Raw genomic sequence first — 26,870 nt, forward strand, 5'->3', positions numbered from 1 at the left:
TTTGTTTGTTTGTTTGTTTTTCCATTGTCAAACCTAAAACGGGTAAAGCAAGCAAAAGGTACAAAAAAGGCAGGAAAAACCTGCCTTTTGCGATAATACTTTCGTATAGATACTCGAAATTAACGTTTTGAGTATTGTGGACGACGACGTGCTTTGTGTAAACCCACTTTTTTACGTTCAACGCGACGTGCGTCACGAGTAACGAAGCCAGCTGCACGAAGTGCTGGGCGTAAAGTTTCGTCGTATTCGATCAATGCACGTGTAATACCGTGACGGATTGCACCCGCTTGACCAGAAATACCACCACCTTTAACAGTGATGTATAAATCTAATTTATCTAATAATTTAACTAATTCTAATGGTTGACGCACGATCATACGTGAAGTTTCACGACCGAAGTATACGTCTAAAGAACGTTGGTTGATAGTGATGTTACCGCTGCCCGGTTTGATAAATACACGAGCTGAAGAGCTTTTGCGGCGACCTGTGCCGTAGTTTTGATTTGCTGCTGTCATTTTGATGCTCCGTGATTAGATGTCTAAAACTTGTGGTTGTTGTGCAGCGTGGTTGTGTTCGTTGCCTGCGTAAACTTTTAATTTACGGAACATTTCACGACCTAAAGGACCTTTTGGTAACATACCTTTTACTGCGATCTCGATCACTGCTTCTGGACGACGTGCAATCATTTCTTTGAAGGTTGCATCTTTGATGCCACCTACATAGCCAGTGTGCCAGTAGTAGATTTTGTCAGTTTCTTTTTTACCTGTTACAGCTACTTTCTCAGCGTTGATAACGATGATGTAATCTCCTGTGTCAACGTGTGGAGTATATTCAGCCTTGTGTTTACCACGTAAACGGCGTGCTAATTCAGTAGCTAAACGACCTAAAGTTTTACCTGTCGCATCTACTACATACCAGTCACGTTTTACTGTTTCTGGTTTTGCTACAAAAGTTTTCATTAATTAAATACCAAAATTTAAAGTTTAAACCCAATATCCTTGCGGATATTACCTATTAATTTTTCGGCTAAATCCGACCCCTTCGAGTCTTATCTAGACCAACTTGTTCGGCGGGAAAGTCCAAACAAAAACAGGGTGTGCGTATTATACAGATTTTGTATTAAAAATCTAATACTTTTCCTCATTTTTAGCATAAATTGAAAGAGCTAAACTCTAATCCCCCTAAGTTTAGCTCTTAAATAAAAAATTCCTAACTATGCAAACCCTTTCAATCCAACCACTTCAACTAACTCTTGGTTATTGGTAATCTTACGCACTAATTTATAAGTTGTTCCACGTTCTGGGCTGATATTTTCTGGTGCCGCAATCAATAGTTGCATATCTAAACGTTCACAAAGTTCAAAGAGCGTGTTGATCGACATCGCATCAAGTCGAGCTGCCTCATCCAAGAAGAGCAAACGACAAGGGAGAATATCTTTCGCACGTAGACGACGAGACTCTTCTTCCCAGCTTTGCACCACCATTAATAAGATAGACATCCCCGTACCGATCGCCTCACCCGTTGAAAGCGCACTACTTTCCGCACGTTGCCAGCCATCTGCACCACGGTCGGTTTCGACTTCAAGATCAAGGTAATTGCGGTAATCTAACAACTCTTCGCCAATGGTTTGCGGTGTACGTTGTCCCATATCAATATGTGGGTTCACACGTTTATGCAACATCGCAAGTGCTTCTGAGAAACTCAGTTTTTCGCTCTCAAAAAGATCTTTGTGCTGTTCACGATCTCCACTCAACGCATTCAACAACATTGCGTGTGTCTCGCGAATTTTTACATCTAAACGTACGCCTTTCACTTGACCGAAAGCAATATTTTGTAAGCCTTGGTTCAATTGAAGAATACGATTTTGTTCACGCTGAATGGTTTTTCGTAAAATATTTGCCACACTTTCTGCACTGATCGCCAATTTTTTCTCACGACGAGTAAGCTCGTTCGTTAAGCGAGAAAGTTCAATTTCCATCTGCTCAATCGCATCAATTGGGTCATCAGTTTGGATAATATCTTGGCGAATACGCTCACGTAAATGGCGATACACTTCAATGAAGAATGCCACTTTCATCTCTGGCTTACGACTATCTTCCGAAGCACGTAAACTATCACGTAAGTATTCATTATTCGCGACCGCAGCACGTAATGCCCCCAACGCTTTATCTGAAATCGAACGCAACTCATCCGATGAATGGTACGACAATTCACGACGGTTCAAGCGTTTTTCTACATCGCTGTTACGAGAAAGCTGCAACACCAAGCACCAGCTGGTTTTTGCTTGCACCACAGAGGCACGTTGATTTTTATAATCACGTTCCACTTTGCGTAATTCACGGCTGAGATTCTCAATTTCTGCTTCAATGCTGCCCAACTGCTTATCAAGGAACGTTTTGCGTGCACGTTGTTGACTTAAGCGTTGATGCAACTCTTCACGACGCTCAATAGCACGCTCTTCCGCCTGTGCATCACCACGTACTCCCAGCATATCCATCTCACGGATAAGCTCTGCTAACATCTGATTTTTCACTTCATAGGCACTACGTAAACCCGTTAAGGTTTGATTGTATTGACTATGTTGTGATTGTGCTTGACGCAATTGATGACGAGCCTGCTCTCGCGTTTGTTGAGCCTGTTCCAACTCCGCTCGTAGCTGTTCGGTTAAACGGGAACCTTCCGCACCCACTGCATCTTCATAACTGAAATGTATGCGACGTTGCATTACATCTGACAAAGCAAACACTTTTTGTTGCAATGCTTTTTGGGTCTGCTTCGCTTGGTTGTATCCTGTTTCTAGCTCTTCAAAACGGCTTGGATCGTTACGAAGCGAGCTGGCAATTGGCTCAAGTTGAGTGATATAGTTACCATATTGACGCACAAATTGCTCATCTTCTTCCGCTTCCGCCAATTGTTCACGGCAAATTTCTGCACTCTCAATTAACGCTTCATCATCGAGTAAATCTGCAAGCGGTAAAATTTTGCTTAACAATTGCAATTGTGTTTTTACCGCATCTAATTGATTGCGAAGTTGCTGTTCGTTTCCGACCGCTTGATTAAGCTCTCGTTCAATTTCGCTACGCTCTGCTACAACTGCTTGCATCGCATCTTCTGGATTATCTTGGAAAGCGAGGTTTAAATGCGTCCCCACGAATTGGCTTAAATGTTGATGCAAACGTTGGCATTTTTGCACATTAAATGAAAACTCTGCGTGTTTTTCCGCCACTTCATCGCGTTCGGCTTTCAATGCTTCAACACGTTTTTCACGTGCAGCACGCCCGAACAACGGTACGGCAGGGAATTTCGAGTAACGCCATTGACGCTCTGAAACTTTGACTACTACGCCTTCGTTTAACTCATCCGCACTAAATACCGCATCATCAAAAGCCGTTGGATCACCTTCGATTAAATAGAGATCGTCTGGACAATCTTCTAAGGTTTCAAGCTGAGCTTTTAATGCCTCTAAATCACGCACCACAATTGCGTGACGAGCCTCACCATATAATGCGGAGAAATAGGGGGCATCTTCAAGTGATACATCATCATAAAGCTCAGAAAGCAACACGCCACCAAAGCGTTCTGCTAGCTGATTTAAACGTGGATCTTCCGAACCATCTGGCTGGCTCAGTTGTGAAATCTCATTGCTTAATTGCTGTTCTTTGCGTGCCAACGCATCACGAGCAAGCGTTACTTCACGCTCTTTTACCAGCATATTTTGCATAAATTGCAGCACTGCTTGGCTTGCTTCAAATGTTTCGCCACACTGCTCTTCCAAACGGGTTAACGCAGATTGAGCGGTGTGCCACGCAGGAGCATTTTTTGCCAATTGGTTATATTGATTTTGGAGCTGTTGTAGCTGTTGGCGTTGGCTTGAACGCACTTCAACAAGCTCGGCAAGTTCCGTTTCTAAATCTTCGCGTTTTGCCTGTTGCTCTTCAAAGTGATTTTCAAGCTCGTCTGCGTGGCTAAACTCACTTTGCGTTCTTTGATTAAGCTCTGCCAACAAGCGTTTTGCTTGCTGTTGTTGTTGCAAGCGTTGTTCAAGCTCGTGCAATTTTTGGCGTAATCCAACCGCTTGTGTCGCACGCATTTTCTGTTCTGGGAAAGCATTAAGCAGTGATTTAGCCTCCTCAAACGCTTGCAAGCGGTCTGTCTCTCCCACAATTTTGCAAACTAATTCATAAGCTTTTTCAAACTGCTCTTTCGCCATATCTGAGACAGATAAACGCTGTTCTAAGTCGAACACTTGGTCGGTAATTTCATCGGCTTGGGCTGAAAATTCTGCGTGATAATCTTCAATATTGTGTAAGTCTAAATTCGCCAAACCTGAAAGCTGTTTTGCTTTTTCAAGGGCAGCAACCGCTTGTTGATATTGCAAAGCACGGGTTTGTTGAGCATCTAATGCCTGCTGATAATCTGCAAGCTGAGCACGCAAATCTTCCACGTGTGCTTCTGCATCATCAGCTTGGTGTTGAGCCATTTCCACCGCTTCAGAAACTTCCTCAATCACCATCTGTTGCTCTTCAAGCTTCTCGTTGAGCTCTTCAACGTCATCTTGATAACGTTCTACTTTCTCTTGATGGCGTAACGCATTTTGCACCAAGTTTAAATGATCGTTCGCAGAATTAAATTCTGCCTCTAGCCCTTGTTCAGTCGCCTCAATTTCCACCGATTCACGACTAAATTCTACTAAACGATGTTGCTCAAGCTCACGCTTCGATTTCAAATTCGCCCACGCCTGACGAAAACTTAACGCTTGTTGAATATTTCCCAAACGCTCGTTTGCGTGACGCATATAGTCTGCAGATACGTAATCGGTTGAGTGAGTAATCAACTGCTTAAACATATCGCGATCTGACTGTGTAACTTTGATCGCTTCAAGCGTCATACGGTTTTCACGCAATGCCGATTCCATATCTTGGAACGCTTGGCGAACGCCCGTATTTTCAGGCAATAAGTAATCGCGTAATGATTTGGTAATCACACTTGAAATACCACCATAAAGTGACGCTTCGATCAATTTGTAGAACTTACTGCGATCACTCGCTGAGCGTAAACGTTTCGGTAACACGCCCACATCAAACATAAAGCTATGGTAATCGGTAATGGATTGATATTGCTTGAATTGAATGTCCGATTGCTCAAATTTTTCTTTTACTTCATTCAATGTCAATACGCGTGCTTTTGCACCCATTTGTTCGGTCAAAATATAGATAATCTGTTGTTCAAACGGAACGTTCTGCAATGAGAATGGACGAATATCCACTTTTTTGTCTCGCCCAGTAATTTGTTGCAAACGGACACCCATGATAACACGCTGACCGCGAGAATTCATGCTTTCCAACACTGCATAACAAACACCCGCTTTCAATTTACCGTATAACCCTTTATCGCGAGAGCTCGAAGTTGAACCTGCTTCAGTGGTGTTACGGAAGTTTAAAAGCGTTAAATCAGGAATTAAGGCAGTCACAAAACCTGCCATCGTGGTGGATTTACCCGCACCATTACCGCCAGAAAGCGTGGTGACCAATTCATCTAAATCAAAAGTGCGAGCAAAAAAACCGTTCCAGTTAATTAAAGTTAAAGAACGGAATTTACCACGTTCAATCTGTTGTAGCTGAATTGTCGGTTGCACAATCATTGTCTCTTGTGCATTCTCTTCTAAAATTAAATCCGTGTTACTCATTAGGATTTTTCCTTTATCTATTTAATTCTGTATTGATAATAGCGGTTAATTGATCTGCTGGTGTATCTTTAATATCAAATAATTTCTGAGAGCGAGAATATACTTCAAAGCCATCGGGTTTCGCCTCTTGCAAAACACGCACCGCGTTATTTGCTAAATTTGCAATCACAAAGTCGAAATGTTCTCTTGGCACATAACGAGGTTGCATACCTTGACGCGCTTGTTCCTCTGCTCTTTTTAGTGTGCTATCCCAACTCAGCTCTTTAGGGCAAGTACAAATTAACACATTGGTTTGGTAGCCATAATGCTTAAAATTTGCAAGTTCTTTAAGAGGCACATCAGCGGTGCGAAAAGTCCCTTCAATCAATAAATTAAAACGATGTGCTATGGCTTCACCTCGAATACGTTGCACCATTTTACCGGTGAATTCGCCTGTATATTTCGAAGCCTCTTTGCCATATTGCTGATAAATTTCATGGTAATACTGATGGTAAGGACGAAATTCATCTCCGTTAATTATCAGCAAGTTGAAATCTAAACGCTTACTCATTGCAAGAGAACCGAAAGATTTCCCAGCACCAGGTTGCCCTCCCAGTAAAATAGCAACAGGGTACTCTTGTGGGGTAACCTGACTTTCAGCAAGCAAATTTGCCCAAATTTTAGGAAAATTTCGTTCAATATCAGCCTCAACATCGTAAGCATTTATATCAAAGTTTTGCATAAAACCTCTAAATTGCTCGTGATGAATGGTATTTAGCACCAACCTCTTTCACTTGACTTGAAAGCAAATCGAAATCGATCGCCTCAGGTTCGGTGCGATATACTTGCCCTCTTAAACGGCTAAGAAAAAGTTGATCTTCATTGAGTGGTAATTCTAAAATTTTACTTAAATCTGCTTGAGTACTTGCGATTAACTCAATCAACACATCTTTTTGCATTAACGTACACATTATTCCTCACCCTCTGCAAAATCTTCCTCATTTTCTACCGCTTGTTCTTCTGTATCAGCGGTAGGATTTGACGCGGTTGCCTCACCATCACGAATCAAACGTAATTGTGCTTCGCGGTAATCATCTCCTGCGCGAACGTCCGCACCAAAACGGAAAACGGAAACGGAAATTACAAATTTCTTGCTGTTTTGATCACCAATACGGGTAATCATTCCAACACGAGCCAAGCGACGCAAGGCTCCACTAACTTTTTCGACCAATTTAGCCTTATCTAAATCTGAACCTGTAGAACGTGGATTTACCGCTTTTAACAATTTTTGTTCATCGGCAAGGTTTAACAACTCTTCATAAACATCATCGTAACTAAACACGCCTTGTTGTGCCAAGCGTTCTGGACTCAAATAGAGGTAGCATAATACTTTACCCACTAACATCTCCATTTCAGACATCGCAGAACGGGCTATCAAGGTTGAGGCACGTGGGCGGAGGTAGAAAAAACCTTCTGGTGCACGAATAAGATCCACGTGATAACGGTTGTAAAACTGCTCAAGTTCTGCTTGGAAATCCATCAAAAACGCATGTTCATCAAGCAAATCAATACTAATATGACGACCTGCACGCAATTGGCTATCAAGGCTTGGAAAAATTGGGTTGGCAATTGCCACCGCTAATTTAGTTGAAATTACATCTTGAATATTCTCTGTCATAATTTTTCTCTTTTTTGCTTGACTATTGGTATTGATCAATCACGTGGGCTTGCACTTTCGCCCCTGTTTCATTAATCGCTTGCCATTCTGGATAAACCGCTTGGCTATCTAAACTTGCCATACCCAATTTACTTGCTTGATCTATGATAATACGTGCCACATCAAAATGGCGAGAGTGCGGATAACGAGCCAATTGTTCACGTAAAACCTCGCCTAAATCGATCGGCTTACCTTCCACTCTAAATTGTTTAAGATAAACCTGCATCATTGCTACAATTTGCTCTTGCACATCACTGATGGATTGATATTCCAACTCTGTTGGTAATTCACCAACCGCTTCGGCTTCGTTAAATTCATTTTCATCATCACGTAAATCAAGAAGCGAATCCGCTTTCGCAGTATAAAGCATCCAAGGTGCATCAAAATAATCTTGAATAGATTGACGCAAGCGCTGACCAAATACACGGTTTTTATCCATATCAATGGCAGTACGAATAAATTTATGCACGTGGCGATCGTAGCCAATCCAAAGATCGATTGCCTGTTGTCCCCAGCTCATAATGCGGTCTAATTTATTTTGCAGATTAACCACTAGCTGATCGATGAAATCTAAATCGTAACGCCCAATCAAACAACTCTGAATACGTAACAACTGTGCCTGTAGCTTGTCGCCCGCTGCATTCAATGTATCTTGCAACTCTCGCAGATTGCCCGATGTTTCGTCTAATAATTGTTCACAACTAATAATCGCTTCGTGCCAGTTTTGACTTAACAGATTCGCAATTCGCTCACGAATTTGGTGCTGATTCTCATCCATAACACGTTGAGAAAGATCGATACTATCAAAAATTTCTGCCACCGAATATTTTAACGGTGCAAATACATTATTTCGCCAATGGCGTTCATCGCCGCCCTCTTCAGCAGCAAGAGATGCTTTTTGGATTTCACTTGCCACAATCGAAAGCTGAATAGAAAGACGCAAGCTAGAAAACTCACGCTGACGGATGTAGTAGTTCGCAATTCCCACCGCAAGCGGCGTAACACGATAAATTGCCAAACCTTCAGTAAATTCGCTAGAAAAGCGGTTTAGAAGGCGCTGTTTTACTAGATCATTGATCGCATTATTTGCACGCTGATTGATTGTATTGTCAGCTTGTTTAAAGGCTTGAGAAACGTAGCGGAAAAGATCAACTAAATCACTTTCAAGTAATTCACCATCGTTCTGTTCTTGGTTAAAAATAGAAATCGCCAATAAAAAGGCAAGGCGTTCAGGCGGAAGCGAAAGCGAAAACTCACTCTCTTTCGTCCAATGGATAAGTTCTGGAATAGTGTGTGCCAATTCGTTCTGTGCAGTCAGCATAAGGCTTATATTCGTATAGTCAAAAATGGGATTTATTGTACCGTAAAGCTCAACAAATAGAAATTAGAAATCATAAGCAAAAATAAACCTAGCCGAAGCTAGGTTTATTTTATCTTCTACTCTTTTTCTACATTTTTTGCTTTAAACAGCATAATCAACACTAACATTGTTATACCCGCTGTAATAAAACCGAGTAACCCTGACTCAGTAAAACCTACAACTAAGTAACCTATCACCGATGCTGCGGCAACTAACAACGCATAAGGCAATTGTGAAAGCACGTGATCTATATGGTTATTGAGCACCCGTTGAAGATAGAATTGTTGTGTCTGACACTGGAGAACAGTGGTCACCACATACAGCACCTGCCATTACAGCTGATAAACAAGGGATAATTAAGTTTGGATCAGAATGCACTGCCATTGCTGCACCAATTGGTAACATAATACCGAAAGTACCCCAGCTTGTCCCCGTTGAGAATGCCATTACAGAAGCAAGCACAAACAAAATTGCAGGCAAGAACGCTGGTAATATATTCCCTGCCACTAAGCTTGAAAGGTATTTACCCGTTTGCATATCGCTTACGACACCGTTGATTGTCCACGCAAAGAAAAGAATTAAAATTGCACCAGACATCATTTTTACGCCCGTTCCATAAGCTTTAATATAATTGCTTACAGAAATATGACGACGAGTTAATAAACAAAGCGTGAGTACGGTAAGACTTACCAAGCCTCCCGTCACCAATGAAATACCAACAGTTGTGTTCTCAAATGCACCTAAAATCGTAAACGAATTTCCTGCTTCAGCAAGTGCATCACCACCCGTTTTTAGCATCATCGTTACCGTACCGATAATTAACGCCAAGATTGGAAGGACTAAATCACGTACACCCGCCTCTGAAGAACCTTGTTGCTCAAAAGATTTCTCTTCTTGACTCATTGCATTGTGCTCAAAACGTACCATAGAACCAATATCAAACGAGAAATAGGCTACGAAGAACACCATTACAATTGAGAAAATTGCATAGAAGTTCATTGCACTCATCGTTACAAACGCACCTAATGGTGTGTAGCCTGTAATAGAGTGTGTAGCTAATAACCCAGCGATAAGTGTGATGATGTAAGCTCCCCAACTTGAAATTGGCATTAATACACACATCGGTGCAGCAGTTGAGTCTAAAATATAAGCTAGTTTTGCACGTGATACTTTAAATTTATCAGTCACAGGGCGAGCAATTGCCCCTACAGCAAGACTGTGGAAGTAATCATCAATAAAAGTAACAAATACTAGGCAAGCCGCCATTAATTTGGCACCACGTCTGCCTTTTACTTTCTCTTGAGCCCAATTTGCAAAGGCTTGGTTTGCACCAGAAACGCTTAGTAAAGACGTTAAAATGCCTAATAATATTAAAAATAAAATAATATTGATATTGTTACTATTAAAGCCCTCTTCGCCACCTTTATAAAGCAAAGAAACTACACTATTTTTTAAATATAAAACAGCATCAAGCACATTACCGTCAGATAACATTAATGCACCGACAATAATACCTAAACTTAATGAAATTAAAACACGTCTGGTTGCAATCGCAAGTAGAAGTGCAATTAACGCTGGTACAACAGACCAGAGCGATGATGAATAATCAACAAGATTCATAAAACCTCTAATTTATTAAAAGATATTTTTATAACGTCATTGAATCTACTGAATGTATTTACGCAGGAAGGCAAATAAAGGAAGGATAAAGGAAAATATCCTCACCTAACTTACAGTAGCACTCCGCAGTGATACAAAGAATATCAAAACTGCGACAGTGTCGTCCCTTTCGGCAACGACCCCAACCAACCAAGATGACGCCTGATTGATTTCGGCAAATACACCTTTCATTTTTCCTCATCGTTTTCCACTCAGAAAAAGTACTTATCGTATTTGCACCTCTACAATTGTAGGATTTAATAAAGATTACCTGAAATAGAAACATTAAACAAGCGAAATTTTCAGCATTTTGGCGTTATTTCTGAATATTTTAAATTTAAATGATTTACCTTAAAAATATATTACTGTAATATATTCGCACTTTCAGCCTCATAATTTATATATTTATAGGAGATCATATGTCTGAAACATTAAAAACATTATCTAATATTCGTAGTTTACGTGTACTAGCGCGCGAAACATCTCTTGAACAACTAGAAGCGTTATTAGAAAAATTAACTATTGTTATTGAAGAAAAACGTGAAGACGTAAAAGCCCAAGAATTAGAACAAGCAAAATTTTTAGAAAGCTTAAATAAATATAAAGAGATGTTAGCTCAAGATGGCATTTCAGCTGATGAATTAGCATCATTACTGAGTAATGCTCATGTTGAAAAAAAATCACGTAAACCAATCGCTCCTCGCCCCGCTAAATATAAATTCGTTGATGTTAATGGCAATGAAAAAACTTGGACAGGTCAAGGTCGCACCCCACGTGAATTAGTTGGTAAAAATTTATCTGAGTTTGAGATTTAATGACTATCTAAAAGCATGAATATCTATTCATGCTTTTTTATTCCTAAAAGCCATCCATTAGAAATTAAATAAATTAAGTTTCTGGACAAAAACTCATAATATATCAACAAGACTCCTGTAAATATTATTATCTGAACGACACTTCCAGACAATATCACCTTTTAATCATTCTTCTTACTAGATCTATGAATATATTCGTGAATACACTTATTTTGTCCTCTATACCCATTTGGAGTATTCAAGATAAAACAAAGGACTCTTCTCTGTAAATTACAGAAACCGAGCCCTTAATCTTCTTTCGGTTCATTTCTAGATCGTAACGAAAGTTACTTATAAGCTACTCTTTTGATTTCCAAACCAACGGATCAACACCACGATGAATAAGATCTTGATGCTCTTCAATACGGAACACAGGTTCTTGTTTTGCCTTTAGCTGACGAACATAATCTTTTAAAATTCGCCATACAAGTGGAGATAGGATAAGGATTGCAATTAAGTTGATAATTGCCATTGTTGCCATTACTGTATCAGCAAACGCCCAAACAATCCCACCATCGCGCACTGCACCGAAATAAACGAAGAACAATACGATTGAACGGAAGACCCATACAAACCACGCTTTGTTTTTAATGTAACGAATATTAGTTTCTGCATAAGCATAGTTGCCGATAATTGAAGTGTAGCAGAATAAAAGCAAGATAAAGGCTAGGAAATGTACACCAAATTCGCCTAAGTGATATTGCAATGCGGTTTGGGTAAGCTCGACCCCTTTTAAGGTTTCACTACCATAATTATCTGACATTAAAATAATAATGGCAGTACAGGTACAAACTACAATAGTATCTACAAAGACACCAAGCATTTGGATTAAGCCTTGGCTCGCAGGATGTTTTGCATCAGATGTTGCCGCTGAGTTTGGTGCAGAACCCATACCAGCTTCGTTTGAGAATAATCCACGTTTAATCCCCATTAACATTGTTTTAGAAACAATACTTCCAAACATACCACCTGCAACTGCTGAGAAATCAAAGGCATTTGAGATTATCATCGATAAAATTTCAGGGACCTTGCTGATATTCATTCCAAGAATAATAACTGCAATAATCAAATAAAATAACGCCATTGTTGGTACAACTTTTGCGGAAACTTGTCCGATACGTTTAACACCTCCAGCGATAATAACTGCTGTTAAGATTACAAGCACAATACCCACTGATTTAGCATCCCAAGACCATGCCTTACTCGTTGCAGCGACAATAGAGTTAGATTGAACAGCGTTAAACGCAAAACCAAATGTAAAGATTAAAGTAATCGCAAATGCAATCGCTAGCGGTTTACATTTCAAACCTCGAGTAATGTAATACGCAGGACCACCGCGGAACATTCCATTTGAATCACGGGTTTTGTAAAGCTGTGCAAGTGAAGATTCCGCAAATGCAGAACTCATACCCATTAACGCAGTGATCCACATCCAAAATACTGCTCCTGGCCCTCCTAATGCGATTGCAGTTGCAACCCCTCCAATGTTACCTACACCTACGCGGCTAGCTAAACCTGTAGTAAAGGCTTGGAATGGGGTTAAAGAATCGCCATCAGCCGCACGGCCCCCCCACATTTCACGTAAACTTTGTGGAAGTAAACGTAGCTGCACTAAACCCGTTGTGATAGTAAAAAATAAACCTGTGCCCAAAAGCAGGAGAATCGTAATATCCCAAATTGGACCATCTAATGTATTGATGATCCAGTTTAAAATGGCTTCAAAGCCTGAAACAATAAAATCCATAAGACCTCTCAGTAAAAAAAAGAAAACGTTTGCATTGTAACCTTTTTTTAGATTTTGAAAACTTTTTTTAATGCTTTTTATAAAAAAAAGTATCTAAAAAAGCAAATTGCTTATAAAAAGAACTGATCTAGATAAAACAAAGCCCCCAATAAAGGGGGCTATAAAACTCAACGTAAATTAACGTTTTTTCGCTTTTGCATTTGGAAGGTCTGTAATTGAGCCTTCGAACACTTCTGCCGCTAAACCAACAGATTCATGAAGCGTTGGGTGAGCATGGATAGTTAATGCAATATCTTCGGCATCGCAACCCATTTCGATTGCCAAGCCAATTTCGCCTAATAATTCACCACCATTGCTACCTACAATCGCACCACCTAATACGCGGTGGGTATCTTTATCAAAAATAAGTTTAGTCATACCTTCTGGACATTCAGAAGCAATCGCACGACCTGATGCCGCCCATGGGAATTTAGCCACTTCATAGTTTAAGCCTTCTTGCTTACACTCTTTCTCTGTTTTACCTACCCATGCCACCTCTGGCTCAGTATAAGCGATTGATGGAATCACTTTCGGATCGAAGTAGTGTTTTTGTCCTGCAATCACTTCTGCTGCAACGTGACCTTCATGCACACCTTTATGTGCTAACATTGGTTGACCTACGATATCACCGATTGCGAAGATATGAGGTACGTTGGTACGCATTTGTTTATCTACACGAATGAAACCACGCTCATCAACTTCAACACCTGCTTTACCTGCATCGATTAATTTACCGTTTGGTGTACGACCAATAGCAACAAGCACCGCATCATAACGTTTAGTATCGTTACATGCTTTACCTTCCATTGAAACATAGATACCATCATCTTTCGCTTCAACTGCGGTTACTTTAGTTTCAAGCATTAACTTGAATTTTTTCTCGATTTGTTTGGTGTAGATTGCTACAACATCTTTATCTGCTGCTGGGATAACTTGGTCGAACATTTCAACCACTTCAATCTCTGAACCTAGAGAGTGATAAACTGTACCCATCTCTAAACCAATAATACCGCCCCCCATGATAAGAAGTTTTTTCGGCACTTCTTTTAATTTAAGTGCATCTGTTGAATCCCAAATACGTGGATCTTCATGCGGAATGAATGGTAATTGGATTGGACGAGAACCCGCTGCGATAATTGCATTATCAAATTTAACAGTAGTTGGATTACCATCACGATCACGTGCAACTAATGTATTTGGATCAGTAAATGCTGCTAAGCCTTCAACCACGGTCACTTTACGTGCTTTTGCCATACCTGCTAAACCGCCTGTTAATTTAGCGACTACAGCATCTTTACCTGCACGAACTTCGTCTAAATTGATAGTTGGTTCACCAAAGTAAATACCGTTTTTGGTTGCGTGTTTTGCTTCTTCAATTACTTTAGAAACGTGTAATAACGCTTTTGATGGAATACAACCTACGTTTAAACACACCCCACCTAAAGTTGAATAACGTTCTACAAGAACGGTTTCTAAACCTAAGTCAGCACAACGGAACGCAGCTGAATAACCTGCAGGACCTGCACCAAGTACAACTACTTGGGTTTTAATTTCTTTACTCATATCTTTTCCTTTTCAAGCGGTCAATTTTGTCAATTTTCTTGCAAATCCGACCGCTTACAGATTGATTACATTGCTAAGTTACACAACCTAATTACATTACTAGGCGACGGATATCTGCTAATACACCGTTGATGTAACTTAAGAAACGAGCACCATCAGCACCATCGATCACGCGGTGGTCGAATGATAATGATAATGGAAGCATTAAGCGTGGTGCGAATTCTTTACCGTTCCATACAGGTGCCATTTCAGATTTAGACACTCCTAAAATTGCCACTTCTGGTGCATTCACGATTGGGGTAAAGTGGGTTGTACCAATACCGCCCAAGCTTGAAATAGTGAAGCAACCACCTTGCATATCTGAACCAGTTAGTTTGCCTTCACGAGCTTTTTTCGATACTTCCATCAACTCACGAGATAACTCAATAATGCCTTTCTTGTTCACGTTTTTGAATACAGGAACCACTAAGCCATTTGGTGTATCTACAGCCACACCAATGTTGATGTATTTCTTAATAGTCAGTTTTTGACCATCTTCAGAAATTGAGCTGTTGAAACGTGGGAACGCTTCTAACGCTTTTGCAACCGCTTTCATAATGAACACAACTGGCGTGATTTTCACGTCTAGTTTTTGTTTTTCAACAATCTTGTTCTGTTCTTTACGGAATGCTTCTAATTCTGTGATATCTGTACGGTCGAAGTGTGTAACGTGTGGAATCATTACCCAGTTACGGTGTAAGTTCGCACCAGAAATTTTGTTGATACGGCTTAATTCAACTTCTTCTACTTCACCGAACTTGCTGAAGTCAACTTTCGGCCATGGTAATAAGCCTAAGCCTGCGCCGTTTGCCACGCCATTGCCTGCTGCTTGTGCAGTTGCACCGCTTTCGTAAGCTTTAACTGCAGTTTTAACGTATGCTTCGATATCTTCTTTAACGATACGACCTTTACGACCTGTACCTTTAACTTTATCTAAGTTTACGCCGAATTCACGTGCTAAACGACGAATCACTGGTGTTGCGTGTGCATAGACTGTACTTGCTACCACTTGTTCTTGACTTAAGCCTGCAACATTACCACCTTGAGCTGGTTGTGCCGCAGGTACTGGTGTTGCCGCTGCTGGAGCTGGAGCAGTTGCTGGAGCTGGAGCAGTTGCTTGTGCAACTAGTGCTGCCGCAGGTGCTGCACCTGCAACTTCGAAACGCATAATTAATGAACCTGTTGATACTTTATCGCCAGATTTCACTAAGATTTCTTTAACTACGCCCGCAAATGGTGCAGGTACTTCCATTGATGCTTTATCACCTTCAACAGTGATTAAAGATTGCTCTTCTGAAACGGTATCGCCTACTGCAACCATAATTTCAGTTACGTTTACTTCATCACCACCGATATCTGGAACATTCACATCTTTAATCGCTGCTACAGCAGGTGCTGCTGCTTGTGTAGCTGGTGCCGCCGCTACAGGAGCTGCCGATGCAGTTTCAAATTTCATAATCAATTTGCCAGTTGAAACTTTATCGCCTACGTTGATTAAAATTTCTTTTACTACACCTGCGATTGGTGCTGGCACTTCCATTGATGCTTTATCGCCTTCAACGTTGATAATTGATTGGTCAACTTCAACGCTATCGCCTACTTTTACCATAATTTCAGTCACGTTTACTTCGTCGCTACCGATATCTGGTACATTCACTTCAACGATTGCTGAAGCAGTCGCTGCTGGTGCAGGAGCTGCCGCCACTGGTGCTTCAACGACAGGTGCTGCTCCTGCTGCTTCTAACACTAACATTGGTGAACCTGTTGTTACTTTATCGCCAACTTTAACTAAAACTTCTTTTACCACACCCGCTTCTGGTGCTGGCACTTCCATTGAAGCTTTATCACCTTCTACGTTGATAATTGATTGATCAGCAGAAATGGTATCACCCACGTTTACCATCACTTCTGTTACGGTAACTTCATCACTACCGATATCTGGTACATTAATTTGTTTTGACATTTTGGTAATCCTTCTTTTAGAAATGGACAGGGCAAAACCCTGTCCTTTTGGCAAAATCTTAACTGATTTTGACCGCTTGCATTATGCGTATAATGGGTTAATGCGATCTACATTTAAGCCAAATTTCGCAATTGCATCTGCAACAACTTGGTTAGTTACGGTACCTTCTTTCGCTAATTGAGAAAGTGCCGCAACTACCACATAACGTGCATCTACTTCAAAGTGTTCACGTAAATTCGCACGGCTGTCTGAACGACCGAAACCATCTGTACCTAATACGTGATAGTGACGGCTTGGTACGAATGCACGGATCTGATCTGCGTATGCTTTTACATAGTCAGTTGATGCCACTGTTGGTAAATCTGCTAATACTTGTGCAACGTATGGTACGCGTTGTTCCGCTGTTGGATGTAATAAGTTCCAACGTGCTGCATCGTGACCTTCACGTGCTAACTCATTGAATGAAGGTGCTGAGAATACATCAGATGTTACACCAAAGTCATTTGCAAGGATTTGTGCTGCTTCACGAACATGACGCATAATCGCACCTGAACCTAACAATTGAACGTGGCCTTTTCCTTTACCTTCAACAGTTTCGAATTTATATAAACCTTTACGGATACCTTCTTCTGCACCTACTGGCATAGCTGGCTGATCCATAACTTCATTTAATGTGGTCATATAATAGAACACATTTTCTTGTTTTTCACCGTACATGCGGTTGATACCATCTTGCATAATTACCGCCACTTCGAATGCAAATGATGGATCATAAGTAACACAGTTAGGGATGATACCTGCTTGGATATGGCTGTGACCATCTTCGTGTTGTAAACCTTCACCGTTTAAGGTTGTACGACCTGAAGTACCACCCACCATGAAACCACGTGCTAATTGGTCACCTGCTGCCCACATTAAGTCACCAACACGTTGGAAACCAAACATTGAGTAATAAATAAAGAATGGAATCATAGGTTGATTATTCACAGAGTATGAGTTTGCTGCTGCTAACCAAGAGGCTGTTGCACCTAATTCGTTGATACCTTCTTGTAATACTTGACCATCTTTTGCTTCACGATAGTAAGCTACTAAATCACGGTCTGAAGGAACATAGTTTTGACCATGCGGATTGTAGATACCTACTTGACGGAATAAACCTTCCATACCAAATGTACGAGCTTCATCCGCAATCATAGGAACGATCGTTTTACCGATATTTTTATCTTTTAATAAGATATTTAATACGCGTGTGAACGCCATTGTAGTTGAAATACCACGTGGTTGTTCTTCTAATAATGCTTTAAACTCTTCTAGTGCTGGTACTTTGTATTCCACATCAAATTTAGTACGACGAGCCGGCACGTAACCATTTAATGCTTTACGGTGACCATGTAGGTATTCATACTCTGGTGTACCTTCTGCGAATTTGATATATTCCAAGTTTTCTACTTGCTCATCGGTTAATGGTAATTCGAAGAAGTCACGGAAACCTTTAAGACTATCATAAGACATTTTTTTCGACTGGTGAGCTGTATTTTTACTTTCCGCTTCAGGGATTTTATAACCTTTCACTTGATGAGCTAAAATCACAACTGGCTTGGTCGCTTTTTGTGCTTTCGCATAAGCTGCATAAAGTTTTTCACTATCGTGTGCACCACGGCGTAATGCCCAAATTTCATCATCAGTCATATCTGCTACTAATGCTGCAGTTTCTGGGTAACGACCAAAGAAATGTTCACGCACGTAAGCACCATCTTTTGATTTGAATGTTAAGTAATCGCCATCAACCACTTCCATCATTAACTGTGTTAATTTACCTGAAGTGTCTTTTGCGAATAATTTATCCCACTCGCTACCCCACAATACTTTGATTACTTCCCAGCCAGCACCAGTGAATAAGCCTTCTAATTCTTGAACAATTTTCCCGTTACCATTAACTGGACCATCTAAACGTTGTAAGTTACAACTGATAGTAAAAATTAAGTTATCTAATTTTTCACGTGCTGCGAAAGTTAATGCACCTTTAGACTCGATCTCATCCATCTCGCCATCGCCTAGGAATGCATAAACTTTTTGATCTTTAGTATCTTTTAATCCAAGGTTATCTAAGTATTTTAAGAAACGTGCTTGGTAGATAGCGTTTACAGGACCTAGACCCATTGAAACGGTAGAGAATTGCCAGAATTCAGGCATTAATTTAGGATGTGGATATGAAGATAAGCCATCAACGAATGCTTCTTGACGGAAGTTATCCATTTGCTCTTCAGTTAAACGACCTTCTAAGAATGCACGTGCATACATACCTGGTGCTGCGTGACCTTGGAAGAAAATTAAATCGCCACCGTTTTTCTCTGTTGCAGCTTTGAAGAAGTGGTTGTAGCACACTTCGTACATAGTTGCAGCAGATTGGAAAGTTGAGATATGACCACCTAAGTCTAGATCTTTCTTCTGACTACGTAAAACCATTGCGATCGCATTCCAACGTACCGCAGAACGGATACGACGCTCGATTGCGTGATCACCTGGGTAAGCAGGCTGCTCAGATGCTGGGATGGTGTTTACGTAATCTGTTGTTACGCCTGTTGGTAATGAAACGCCATTTGTACGAGCTTGACCAATAACTTGCTCAATGATGTATTGAGCACGCTCAACGCCTTCTTCACGGATTAATGAATCTAATGATTGTAACCAATCTTGAGTTTCGATTGGATCTACGTCATTTGCTAAAATCTCTGACATAGGTTTTCCCTTAATGTTATTAACTATGAATGGATAATAGAGCAAAAATGGGCTCTATCGTTTGCTGAAATGTTATGCAATAAGCCTTAGCAACAGCTTGCATACTCAACTAAATTGCTTTGCAAAATTATTGTTAAAGCCTATCACATAGCGAATATCTATTTGATTTACAAAGGTTTTCTCTAAAAAGTGAAAATGTTGTAAAAATGTAGATAAATTTTTAAATAAAGATAACAAAAAACAGTTGTTTTGTCTATTTTTTTGACCTGCACAATAGGAAAGATAAACTGAGCATTTAATCAAGCTTAATCGCTCTTGCTAAATCTTGAATTAATTTTGGCCCCGCGTAAATCATCCCTGAATAGACTTGTAACAATTTTGCTCCCGCATCAATTTTTTCTTGGCCTGATGCAACGGAATGAATACCACCACTACCAATAATCGGCAATGCACCATTTAATTCCTTAGCAAGCATACGGATTAAACGCGTACTGAGTGCATTCAATGGCTTACCGCTTAATCCACCTTGCTGCTCTGCATTTTTAAGTCCTGCCACAGGATCACGCGAAAGCGTGGTATTTCCTGCAATCACGCCATCAATATGATGACGAATCAGACTATCTGCCACAGAAGCAATTTCTTCCTCGTTTAAATCAGGTGCAATTTTTAATACAAGCGGTTTATATTTGCCAAACTTTTGAGAAAGTGCAGCTTGTTCTACTTTCAATGATTTTAATAAATCGTCTAACGCCTCACCATACTGCAAACTGCGTAGATTCTTAGTGTTTGGCGAAGAAATATTCACGGTAATATAATCAGCATGTTCATACACTTTACGCAAACAGATTTGATAATCGTCTAATGCTCGCTCAATCGGAGTAATCGCATTCTTACCAATGTTAATACCTAAAATACCGTCGTATTTTGACTTTTTAACATTTTCTACTAACACATCAACGCCTAAATTATTAAAACCATTACGGTTAATAATCCCTTCTGCTTCAACAATGCGGAACTGACGTGGTTTCGGATTCCCATCTTGAGCAAGTGGTGTTACCGTTCCCACTTCAATGAAACCAAATCCAAGTTTACCAAAGCCATCTATCGCTTCACCATTTTTGTCTGCCCCCGCGGCTAAACCAATCGGATTTTTAAATTTTAAGCCCATTACCTCAGTTGGATTTTCAGGTATTGGTAAAATCGGGAAAGGTAAACTCCCCACCAATTTTAAAGATTGCACAGTAAAACTGTGTGCCGTTTCAGGCTGCATTGAAAAAATAAATTTGCGAATGAGAGAATACATATTCTTCCAAAATTAAAACAAAATCATACCGTTCTTTTGTTGCAAAACTAAGACAAACTTAGCAACCATTTTTCATTACGATATAATTAAATCAAACAAGAAAAAACCCAATCTTTCGACTGGGTTTAAAAAAATTAAGCATCAAACATTGCCGAAATTGATTCTTCGTTGCTAATACGACGAATCGCTTCTGCAAGCATACCTGATAATGTTAATGCACGGACTTTGTTGAGTGCTTTAATTTCATCAGAAAGAGGAATTGTATCCGTTACTACCACTTCATCTAATGCTGAGTTTGCTAAATTTTTCGCTGCTGTGCCTGATAATACTGCGTGGGTGGCATAAGCAAATACTTTTGTTGCACCACGTTCTTTTAACGCTTCTGCTGCTTTCACTAAAGTACCGCCTGTATCGATCATATCATCCACGAGAATACAATCACGACCAGCCACATCACCAATGATATGCATTACTTGAGAAACATTTGCTTTTGGACGACGTTTATCGATAATCGCCATATCTGCATCGTTTAATAATTTTGCAATTGCACGAGCACGCACTACGCCACCGATGTCAGGTGAAACCACGATTGGATTGTTAAGATTTGTTTTTTGAAGAATATCATTGATAAGCACAGGTGAACCGAAAACGTTATCTACTGGCACATCAAAGAAACCTTGTATTTGTTCTGCGTGAAGATCGCAAGTTAAAACACGATCTACACCCACACTTGAAAGGAAATCAGCAACCACTTTCGCTGTAATTGGTACACGTGCTGAGCGAACGCGGCGGTCTTGACGAGCATAAGCAAAATAAGGAATAACTGCGGTGATACGACCTGCTGAAGCACGACGTAATGCGTCTACCATGACGATCAATTCCATTAAGTTATCATTCGTAGGTGCACAAGTTGATTGCACGATAAATACATCTGAACCACGTACATTTTCGTTAATTTGCACTTGAATTTCACCATCGCTGAAACGACCAACTGTCGCATCACCAAGAGAAATATAAAGGCGTTCTGCAATACGTTTTGCAAGTTCTGGCGTTGCATTACCTGCAAACAATTTAATATCTGGCATTGGAATAGATCCTTTAGGATGAGTGGGTTAAAAAAGACGTTGATGTAACGGTGAGACGTTCTGCCCTTTTGCTACAAAACCAAACACATTCGCAGGTCTTTGAGCAAAAACGGCATTGGCTTCCTCAATACTGTCAAATTCAGCAAAGATACAAGCCCCCGTTCCCGTTAAACGGAACTGAGCATATTTTACCAATTTTGACATCAATTCTTCAACCTCGAAATAATGATCTCGAACAACTTTTTCGCAATCGTTTTCCCATTTTGTATTTAATAACACATCCATCGTCCGTTTAGGTGTATTACGGGGCAAATTCGGATCGCGAAAAACTGCAGGGGTTGAAATCGAAACATCAGGCTTTAACACCACATACCATTTCTCAGCTGGCTCACAAGGCGTTAGCACCTCTCCAACCCCCTCTGCAAACGCAGCAAAACCTCGTACAAAAATCGGCACATCTGCCCCAAGCGACAATCCCATTTCTGCAAGTTGCTCTAGCGAAAGCCCTGTTTGCCATAAATGATTTAACCCGATCAATACAGTTGCGGCATTAGAAGAACCGCCTCCCACACCACCGCCCATTGGCAATTTTTTAGTCAAACGGATTTTCGCACCTTGCTTACAAGCGGTCTTTTCTTGCAACAGTTTTGCAGCACGATAAATTAAATTCTGCTCTTTCGGCACATCTGGCAGCTCGTCAAGCAAAACAATCTTACCATCATTTGTGGTCTCAAATTCCAATTCATCGCAAAAATCTAAGAATTGAAATAGCGTTTGCAATTCGTGATAGCCATCCGACCGCTTGCCAGTTACATATAAAAAGAGGTTAAGTTTTGCAGGACTTGGTAATTTCATCTGAGCATTCATTCTTTAATACGTCCAATTATCTACCCGAATTTTCAAGGTTTGCGAACCATTTTCGAGCACGATTAATTTAGGTAAATTCGGCTGGCGAGTTTCATCATACGAAACATAAGTCACTTTCCAAACCACCCCATTCAGCGGATAACTAAATTGGGCTAATTGGCGTTTTTCATTTACTACATAATTTCCTTCTTTTTCAGGCAAGCCTTTCAGCCAATAAGCGAACTGATCAATAGGAAATGAAACACCAATAATTTCTTGCATTAACGCATCAATATCACGATCAGAGCGGCTATTCCCTTCACTATCTGACACGGTCAAGCCACGTGCATTACGATGTAATTTCAATGATTTACTCGAGAGATTAGACGAAAGCTCTAAACCAAAATTGCTCGCATTTTTGTATTGCCAATCAAAATGTGAGGAAAAACGTTCTTCTGGTGAAATATAACCAAACTGCCCTTTCGCTTGGTAACCACTGATTTTTTCAAGCTGAGCAAGATGAGCTTGCCACTGCGGATCATTATGCGGAATCTGAATGGTAGGATGCTCAATTTGAGTCGGTGCATCCAACACCGATTGACAACCGACAAGAAAAAGCGAAAGACTCAACGAGCCAAGAAAAGAAAGTTTTTTCATACTTATCATATAAATAAAGCGGTTTGATTTGAGTAAAATTTCGTAAATTCTACTCGAAATCTCACCGCTTGTCTTAATTTTCATTAAGTGAATGACTAAACGTGCGATTGATTATCTGGTAATGTCCCTTCAATCTCTTCCACTAACTCGCCATTTTTAAAAAAGACATAACCGCCATTTTTCATTTTGATCCAATTTTCGTTTTTTGTGAGTGGCTGCGTGGCAATAATAGTCACTTTATCATTTTCTGTGGTGTATTTGCTAAAATCGATTTCCACATCATCATCGCGTAATGCCTTGCTAAATGGTGCCTTACGTGTCACATAATAAAGTCTAGTTGAGCAACGAGCAATCATCCAATGCCCGTTCGACATAATGAAATTAAACACGCCGTGAGTAGCAATATCAGAAGTAATCTCGACTACCGCATCAAAAATGTCTTTCTCGCTCGGCTTTTTATCAAAACGTTCTCGCAAACGAGAGACAATGCAACAGAATGCCGCTTCCGAGTCTGTCGTACCAATCGGTTGATAATGGCAATCAGCACAAGGTCGAACGCCTTCCACCGTGCCATTATGAGCAAAAACCCAGTTTTCACCCCACAGTTCGCGAATAAAAGGGTGGGTGTTTTCCAAATTCACATCACCACGTGTTGCCTTACGAATATGCGAAATCACGTTAAATGATTTAATTTTATATTGGCTGATTAAATCCGCCATTGGTGAAGAAGCTCCTGGACGGTTATCACGAAAGATACGTACGCCCTTACCTTCAAAAAAAGCGATACCAAAACCGTCAGTATGCTGATCAGTTAACCCTGCCCGTCGCCGAAAACCTTCAAAAGAGAAAGTAATATCGGTCGGTGTATTACAATTCATTCCTAATAATTGACACATAATTCCACTTCTTAAAATATTTCTGAAAATGACACCCCATTTTGGTGAATTATTCAAATGATTTCAATAGGAATTGATCAAAAAAATTAGAGCTAAAACTTATTTCTTGCTACTTTTTGGAATAAATCCAAGTAATCAATACTTTTTACCATATCTCTGCATTTTTCTATCAAGAAGTTATAAAATATTCAGCTCTTAGCTTCACTCCGTAATTAGTACAAGAAACCAATTAAATGGTGAAATTGTTTAAATTGAAGCTAGATCTTGAAGTAGATAAAGAAGCTTATTCTATCATCAAAGCAATGTCTGTAATAGTGAGCATAGAATAATGTAGAAGAAATACAAAAATGGCTAGATTCTTAAAATCTAGCCATTTTCATTTTAGTTAATACTGTAAGACTCTGTATAAGGAATCAATCCTCGTTTTAACATTCGGCTCACACCACTTCCGTAGTTTGTGCCAAAGCGTAGTTCAAAATTAACCCCAAATTTATTGTCGTAAAATAAGTCGTTAATCGTATCGCTTGTTGCGTTTGAAGGTGTTGCAACTAATTTACGAGCAACATAAACATTCGCCGTCCAACAACAGGTGTTATAGTTCATAGAGAACTGAGTTTCCATTGGCTTTTTCAAAGCAATATCTTGATAATGACTAAACATTGCGGCAACGTTATCTGTTAATTCCCAAGCGACTACACCACCAAGCTGTTTAATATCTTGACCATAACGGTTTGTACTTAAGTTTTGGTTAATATAATCACGGCTTGCAAAGCGATAATTTAATTGGAACAATTTGCTATCGCTTGGTTTATATTGTAATGACATATTCGCCAATGAGGTTTGATTCAAACGTGTATCATATTGATAACTTCCGTGCCAATTCCATTTACGATGGAATTTCCAGTTTGATTCTAACGCCCACGAAGAAGAACGATTCGCCGTACTATTGCTTGAATTATCATCAATTTTAGATGGACTTAAATAGTAAGTTTGCCCTGCACTAAAATTGAATACCTCTGTCCCTGTCTTATCGCTGAAGAATCGTGTTGTTCCACCTGCTGTCACAAGGTTTGCAGAAGAAATTCGGTCTAAACCACTATAACGACGATCGTTAAACAGGGAGAAATAATCCGTTTGCAATAAAGCAGAATCATAACCTAGCCCTACGCTTTTATGACGTTTAGAACCGATCTCTGCTTGGTTTTCATATGGGCGATAAATATATTGCACACGAGGCTCAAAGGTTTGGTTATAACCTTTAAAGAACTGTTTATCTGCCTCAAGTAGCGTTTGGAAATCTAGCTTAATTTGAGGAATAACGCGCGTTACATTTTTCTTCATTTCTTCCGCATTGATATCACTGCCTTTTTGTTGAATATAGTGTGTTGCGTAAAGTTTAGTTTCCAGATTTAAACTGCCATAGCGATTAGCAAGTGGTGCATTTAATGTTGGTTCTACGTGGAAACGCCACGCTTTTGGCATTAGGTTGCTATCATTATCAAAACGAGCAGCTTGCGAGAATAAATGGAAATCAGCAATACCTTTTAATGCATCATTTTTATAATAATTGAAATCAATTTTAGGTAATACACGGTATGGTCCAACTGAATTTGTAGAAAGATCAAAAGTCTGGAATTTTTTACCTGAAACTGACAAATTATAGTTTGGTTGATAGTAGCCTAATCTGAATTGTTGTGTAGCATAACCATCTGTACTGCTACCGTAATCTGAATCAAAATCAGAAAAATAACGACGATCGCTCACTTTAGTGTAATTCACATTCAAACGCCAATCGCTTAAAAAGCTCATATTATGACGCCAATGTAATAAATAACGCTTACGGCTACCATCACTTGATTGATATTCATCTAAACGGTCTCTTGCCATATATTCGGTCGCAACTAAGCCTTCACCCAACTTCGTTAAATAACGAAATTCTGGGCTAATTTGCCACCCACGACGAGAATAATAGGTTGGCGTAAAAGTTGCATCCATATTCGGCGCAATGTTCCAATAAAATGGCTGTGAATAGGTAAAACCATTTTTGCTTGAACGTTCAAAACTTGGAATCAATAAGCCTGAGCGACGACGATCACCAATAGGGAATTGTAAATAAGGAGAATAAAAAACGGGTACGCCCATCACTTTAAAACGAGCATGCCACATTTCAGCATACTCATCTTGTACGTGCTGAATCATCTCGTTCGCTTCAATTGACCAAGATTTATCATTCACTAAACACGAAGTAAATGTTGCATTTTTTAATGTACGAGTTTGGTCATTAAAATGACCGCTTTCCGCCGAGCCTCGCCCTTGCCTACCCACTAATTGATAACTTGTATTGGAAAGATCTGCCTCTTTACTCGTTAAATCTACCGCTGCATCACGACCTTCTGCTTGAATGAGGTTATCACGATATTGGTAAGAGCCTTTTAAAAACGCTTTACGAGCTTGCTCACCTTGCTGTTCCACACGCACTTCATTGGCAAAAAGCGAACGATTTCCTTGCTTAATATTGACATCACCTGTATAGGTTGCATCCGTCGGCTGATTAATTAATGCATTATCAGCCTCAATGTAAACTGGTGCTTGGTTCGGATCACCTTTAACCTCTTCACCTTGAAAATGCGGGACGCCTAATAAACATTGCTCTCTTAAATCCGCTGACGCAATTTGGCTATAACAAGCCGTAACTACCGCCAGTGAGAGAAGATTGTAACGTTGTTTCATTCTCGTTTCTC

Annotated in this window: 18 protein-coding genes, 1 pseudogene and 1 riboswitch; of the genes and pseudogenes, 1 reads left to right on the top strand and 18 read right to left on the bottom strand. The window is 40.0% G+C overall.

The window, feature by feature from the left end:
- Nucleotides 1-119: 119 nt before the first annotated feature.
- The 8 genes and pseudogenes from rpsI to B0185_RS03045 form a co-directional block, all read right to left on the bottom strand.
- Entirely contained in the window at nt 120-515 is a 396-nt protein-coding gene (rpsI, locus tag B0185_RS03010; protein ID WP_005705330.1) for a 30S ribosomal protein S9, read from the bottom strand.
- Nucleotides 516-530: 15 nt separating this feature from the next.
- On the bottom strand, nt 531-959 hold the full coding sequence (rplM, locus tag B0185_RS03015) for a 50S ribosomal protein L13 (protein WP_005596850.1): 429 nt from the start codon (nt 957-959) through the stop codon (nt 531-533).
- Between the two features lie 254 nt (nt 960-1,213).
- Nucleotides 1,214-5,641, bottom strand: coding sequence for a chromosome partition protein MukB (mukB, locus tag B0185_RS03020; protein ID WP_232610038.1), 4,428 nt, complete (start codon nt 5,639-5,641; stop codon nt 1,214-1,216).
- Nucleotides 5,642-5,699: 58 nt separating this feature from the next.
- Nucleotides 5,700-6,407, bottom strand: coding sequence for a zeta toxin family protein (locus tag B0185_RS03025; protein ID WP_005705302.1), 708 nt, complete (start codon nt 6,405-6,407; stop codon nt 5,700-5,702).
- Nucleotides 6,408-6,414: 7 nt separating this feature from the next.
- Nucleotides 6,415-6,636, bottom strand: a complete 222-nt coding sequence (locus tag B0185_RS03030; RefSeq protein ID WP_005705323.1) for a hypothetical protein — start codon at nt 6,634-6,636, stop codon at nt 6,415-6,417.
- The gene (gene mukE, locus B0185_RS03035) at nt 6,636-7,343 is read right to left on the bottom strand and encodes a chromosome partition protein MukE (protein WP_005705258.1); all 708 of its coding nucleotides are present in this window, start codon (nt 7,341-7,343) and stop codon (nt 6,636-6,638) included. Before mukE ends, B0185_RS03030 begins: the two co-directional genes overlap by 1 nt.
- 22 nt (nt 7,344-7,365) lie before the next feature.
- Complete coding sequence (gene mukF, locus B0185_RS03040; protein WP_005705256.1) at nt 7,366-8,703, bottom strand: chromosome partition protein MukF; 1,338 nt, start codon at nt 8,701-8,703, stop codon at nt 7,366-7,368.
- Between the two features lie 116 nt (nt 8,704-8,819).
- Nucleotides 8,820-10,362 (bottom strand): annotated as a pseudogene (locus tag B0185_RS03045) (Na+/H+ antiporter NhaC family protein).
- Between the two features lie 108 nt (nt 10,363-10,470).
- Nucleotides 10,471-10,654, bottom strand: a riboswitch (Lysine riboswitch).
- 166 nt (nt 10,655-10,820) lie between these two features.
- On the opposite strand from B0185_RS03045, the gene B0185_RS03050 reads away from it, so the two are divergent.
- Nucleotides 10,821-11,216, top strand: a complete 396-nt coding sequence (locus B0185_RS03050; protein ID WP_005705281.1) for an H-NS family histone-like protein — start codon at nt 10,821-10,823, stop codon at nt 11,214-11,216.
- A 337-nt stretch (nt 11,217-11,553) separates the two neighbouring features.
- On the opposite strand, the gene B0185_RS03055 is transcribed toward B0185_RS03050, so the two are convergent.
- From B0185_RS03055 to lptD, 10 genes are all read right to left on the bottom strand, one after another.
- The gene (locus tag B0185_RS03055) at nt 11,554-12,999 is read right to left on the bottom strand and encodes an alanine/glycine:cation symporter family protein (RefSeq protein WP_005705313.1); all 1,446 of its coding nucleotides are present in this window, start codon (nt 12,997-12,999) and stop codon (nt 11,554-11,556) included.
- A gap of 177 nt (nt 13,000-13,176) precedes the next feature.
- Nucleotides 13,177-14,601 carry a dihydrolipoyl dehydrogenase gene (lpdA, locus tag B0185_RS03060; RefSeq protein ID WP_005705329.1) on the bottom strand — a complete coding sequence of 475 codons (1,425 nt, stop codon included), beginning with the start codon at nt 14,599-14,601 and terminating at the stop codon, nt 13,177-13,179.
- Nucleotides 14,602-14,692: 91 nt separating this feature from the next.
- Nucleotides 14,693-16,603, bottom strand: a complete 1,911-nt coding sequence (aceF, locus tag B0185_RS03065) for a pyruvate dehydrogenase complex dihydrolipoyllysine-residue acetyltransferase (protein WP_005705259.1) — start codon at nt 16,601-16,603, stop codon at nt 14,693-14,695.
- A gap of 81 nt (nt 16,604-16,684) precedes the next feature.
- Nucleotides 16,685-19,342 (bottom strand): pyruvate dehydrogenase (acetyl-transferring), homodimeric type, encoded by a 2,658-nt coding sequence (gene aceE, locus B0185_RS03070; protein WP_005705269.1) that lies wholly within the window; start codon nt 19,340-19,342, stop codon nt 16,685-16,687.
- A gap of 295 nt (nt 19,343-19,637) precedes the next feature.
- On the bottom strand, nt 19,638-20,645 hold the full coding sequence (pyrD, locus tag B0185_RS03075) for a quinone-dependent dihydroorotate dehydrogenase (RefSeq protein ID WP_005705314.1): 1,008 nt from the start codon (nt 20,643-20,645) through the stop codon (nt 19,638-19,640).
- A 134-nt stretch (nt 20,646-20,779) separates the two neighbouring features.
- The gene (locus tag B0185_RS03080; RefSeq protein WP_005705297.1) at nt 20,780-21,730 is read right to left on the bottom strand and encodes a ribose-phosphate pyrophosphokinase; all 951 of its coding nucleotides are present in this window, start codon (nt 21,728-21,730) and stop codon (nt 20,780-20,782) included.
- A gap of 27 nt (nt 21,731-21,757) precedes the next feature.
- On the bottom strand, nt 21,758-22,597 hold the full coding sequence (gene ispE / locus B0185_RS03085; protein WP_005705262.1) for a 4-(cytidine 5'-diphospho)-2-C-methyl-D-erythritol kinase: 840 nt from the start codon (nt 22,595-22,597) through the stop codon (nt 21,758-21,760).
- 3 nt (nt 22,598-22,600) lie between these two features.
- Nucleotides 22,601-23,233: a lipoprotein insertase outer membrane protein LolB gene (gene lolB / locus B0185_RS03090; protein ID WP_039862914.1), complete on the bottom strand. Its 633-nt coding sequence runs from the start codon at nt 23,231-23,233 to the stop codon at nt 22,601-22,603.
- Nucleotides 23,234-23,328: 95 nt separating this feature from the next.
- Entirely contained in the window at nt 23,329-24,129 is an 801-nt protein-coding gene (locus B0185_RS03095) for a class II glutamine amidotransferase (RefSeq protein ID WP_005705282.1), read from the bottom strand.
- A 381-nt stretch (nt 24,130-24,510) separates the two neighbouring features.
- Entirely contained in the window at nt 24,511-26,859 is a 2,349-nt protein-coding gene (gene lptD, locus B0185_RS03100; protein ID WP_005705280.1) for an LPS assembly protein LptD, read from the bottom strand.
- Nucleotides 26,860-26,870 lie beyond the last annotated feature (11 nt).

Source organism: Haemophilus parahaemolyticus (assembly GCF_002015035.1).
Classification (GTDB): domain Bacteria; phylum Pseudomonadota; class Gammaproteobacteria; order Enterobacterales; family Pasteurellaceae; genus Haemophilus_A; species Haemophilus_A parahaemolyticus.

Excerpts from the sequence above, each read along its gene's own strand:
- rpsI (WP_005705330.1), bottom strand. The coding sequence starts at position 515 with ATGACAGCAGCAAATCAAAACTACGGCACAGGTCGCCGCAAAAGCTCT.
- rplM (WP_005596850.1), bottom strand. The coding sequence starts at position 959 with ATGAAAACTTTTGTAGCAAAACCAGAAACAGTAAAACGTGACTGGTAT.
- mukB (WP_232610038.1), bottom strand. The coding sequence starts at position 5,641 with ATGATTGTGCAACCGACAATTCAGCTACAACAGATTGAACGTGGTAAA.
- B0185_RS03025 (WP_005705302.1), bottom strand. The coding sequence starts at position 6,407 with ATGCAAAACTTTGATATAAATGCTTACGATGTTGAGGCTGATATTGAA.
- B0185_RS03030 (WP_005705323.1), bottom strand. The coding sequence starts at position 6,636 with ATGTGTACGTTAATGCAAAAAGATGTGTTGATTGAGTTAATCGCAAGT.
- mukE (WP_005705258.1), bottom strand. The coding sequence starts at position 7,343 with ATGACAGAGAATATTCAAGATGTAATTTCAACTAAATTAGCGGTGGCA.
- mukF (WP_005705256.1), bottom strand. The coding sequence starts at position 8,703 with ATGCTGACTGCACAGAACGAATTGGCACACACTATTCCAGAACTTATC.
- B0185_RS03050 (WP_005705281.1), top strand. The coding sequence starts at position 10,821 with ATGTCTGAAACATTAAAAACATTATCTAATATTCGTAGTTTACGTGTA.
- B0185_RS03055 (WP_005705313.1), bottom strand. The coding sequence starts at position 12,999 with ATGGATTTTATTGTTTCAGGCTTTGAAGCCATTTTAAACTGGATCATC.
- lpdA (WP_005705329.1), bottom strand. The coding sequence starts at position 14,601 with ATGAGTAAAGAAATTAAAACCCAAGTAGTTGTACTTGGTGCAGGTCCT.
- aceF (WP_005705259.1), bottom strand. The coding sequence starts at position 16,603 with ATGTCAAAACAAATTAATGTACCAGATATCGGTAGTGATGAAGTTACC.
- aceE (WP_005705269.1), bottom strand. The coding sequence starts at position 19,342 with ATGTCAGAGATTTTAGCAAATGACGTAGATCCAATCGAAACTCAAGAT.
- pyrD (WP_005705314.1), bottom strand. The coding sequence starts at position 20,645 with ATGTATTCTCTCATTCGCAAATTTATTTTTTCAATGCAGCCTGAAACG.
- B0185_RS03080 (WP_005705297.1), bottom strand. The coding sequence starts at position 21,730 with ATGCCAGATATTAAATTGTTTGCAGGTAATGCAACGCCAGAACTTGCA.
- ispE (WP_005705262.1), bottom strand. The coding sequence starts at position 22,597 with ATGAATGCTCAGATGAAATTACCAAGTCCTGCAAAACTTAACCTCTTT.
- lolB (WP_039862914.1), bottom strand. The coding sequence starts at position 23,233 with ATGAAAAAACTTTCTTTTCTTGGCTCGTTGAGTCTTTCGCTTTTTCTT.
- B0185_RS03095 (WP_005705282.1), bottom strand. The coding sequence starts at position 24,129 with ATGTGTCAATTATTAGGAATGAATTGTAATACACCGACCGATATTACT.
- lptD (WP_005705280.1), bottom strand. The coding sequence starts at position 26,859 with ATGAAACAACGTTACAATCTTCTCTCACTGGCGGTAGTTACGGCTTGT.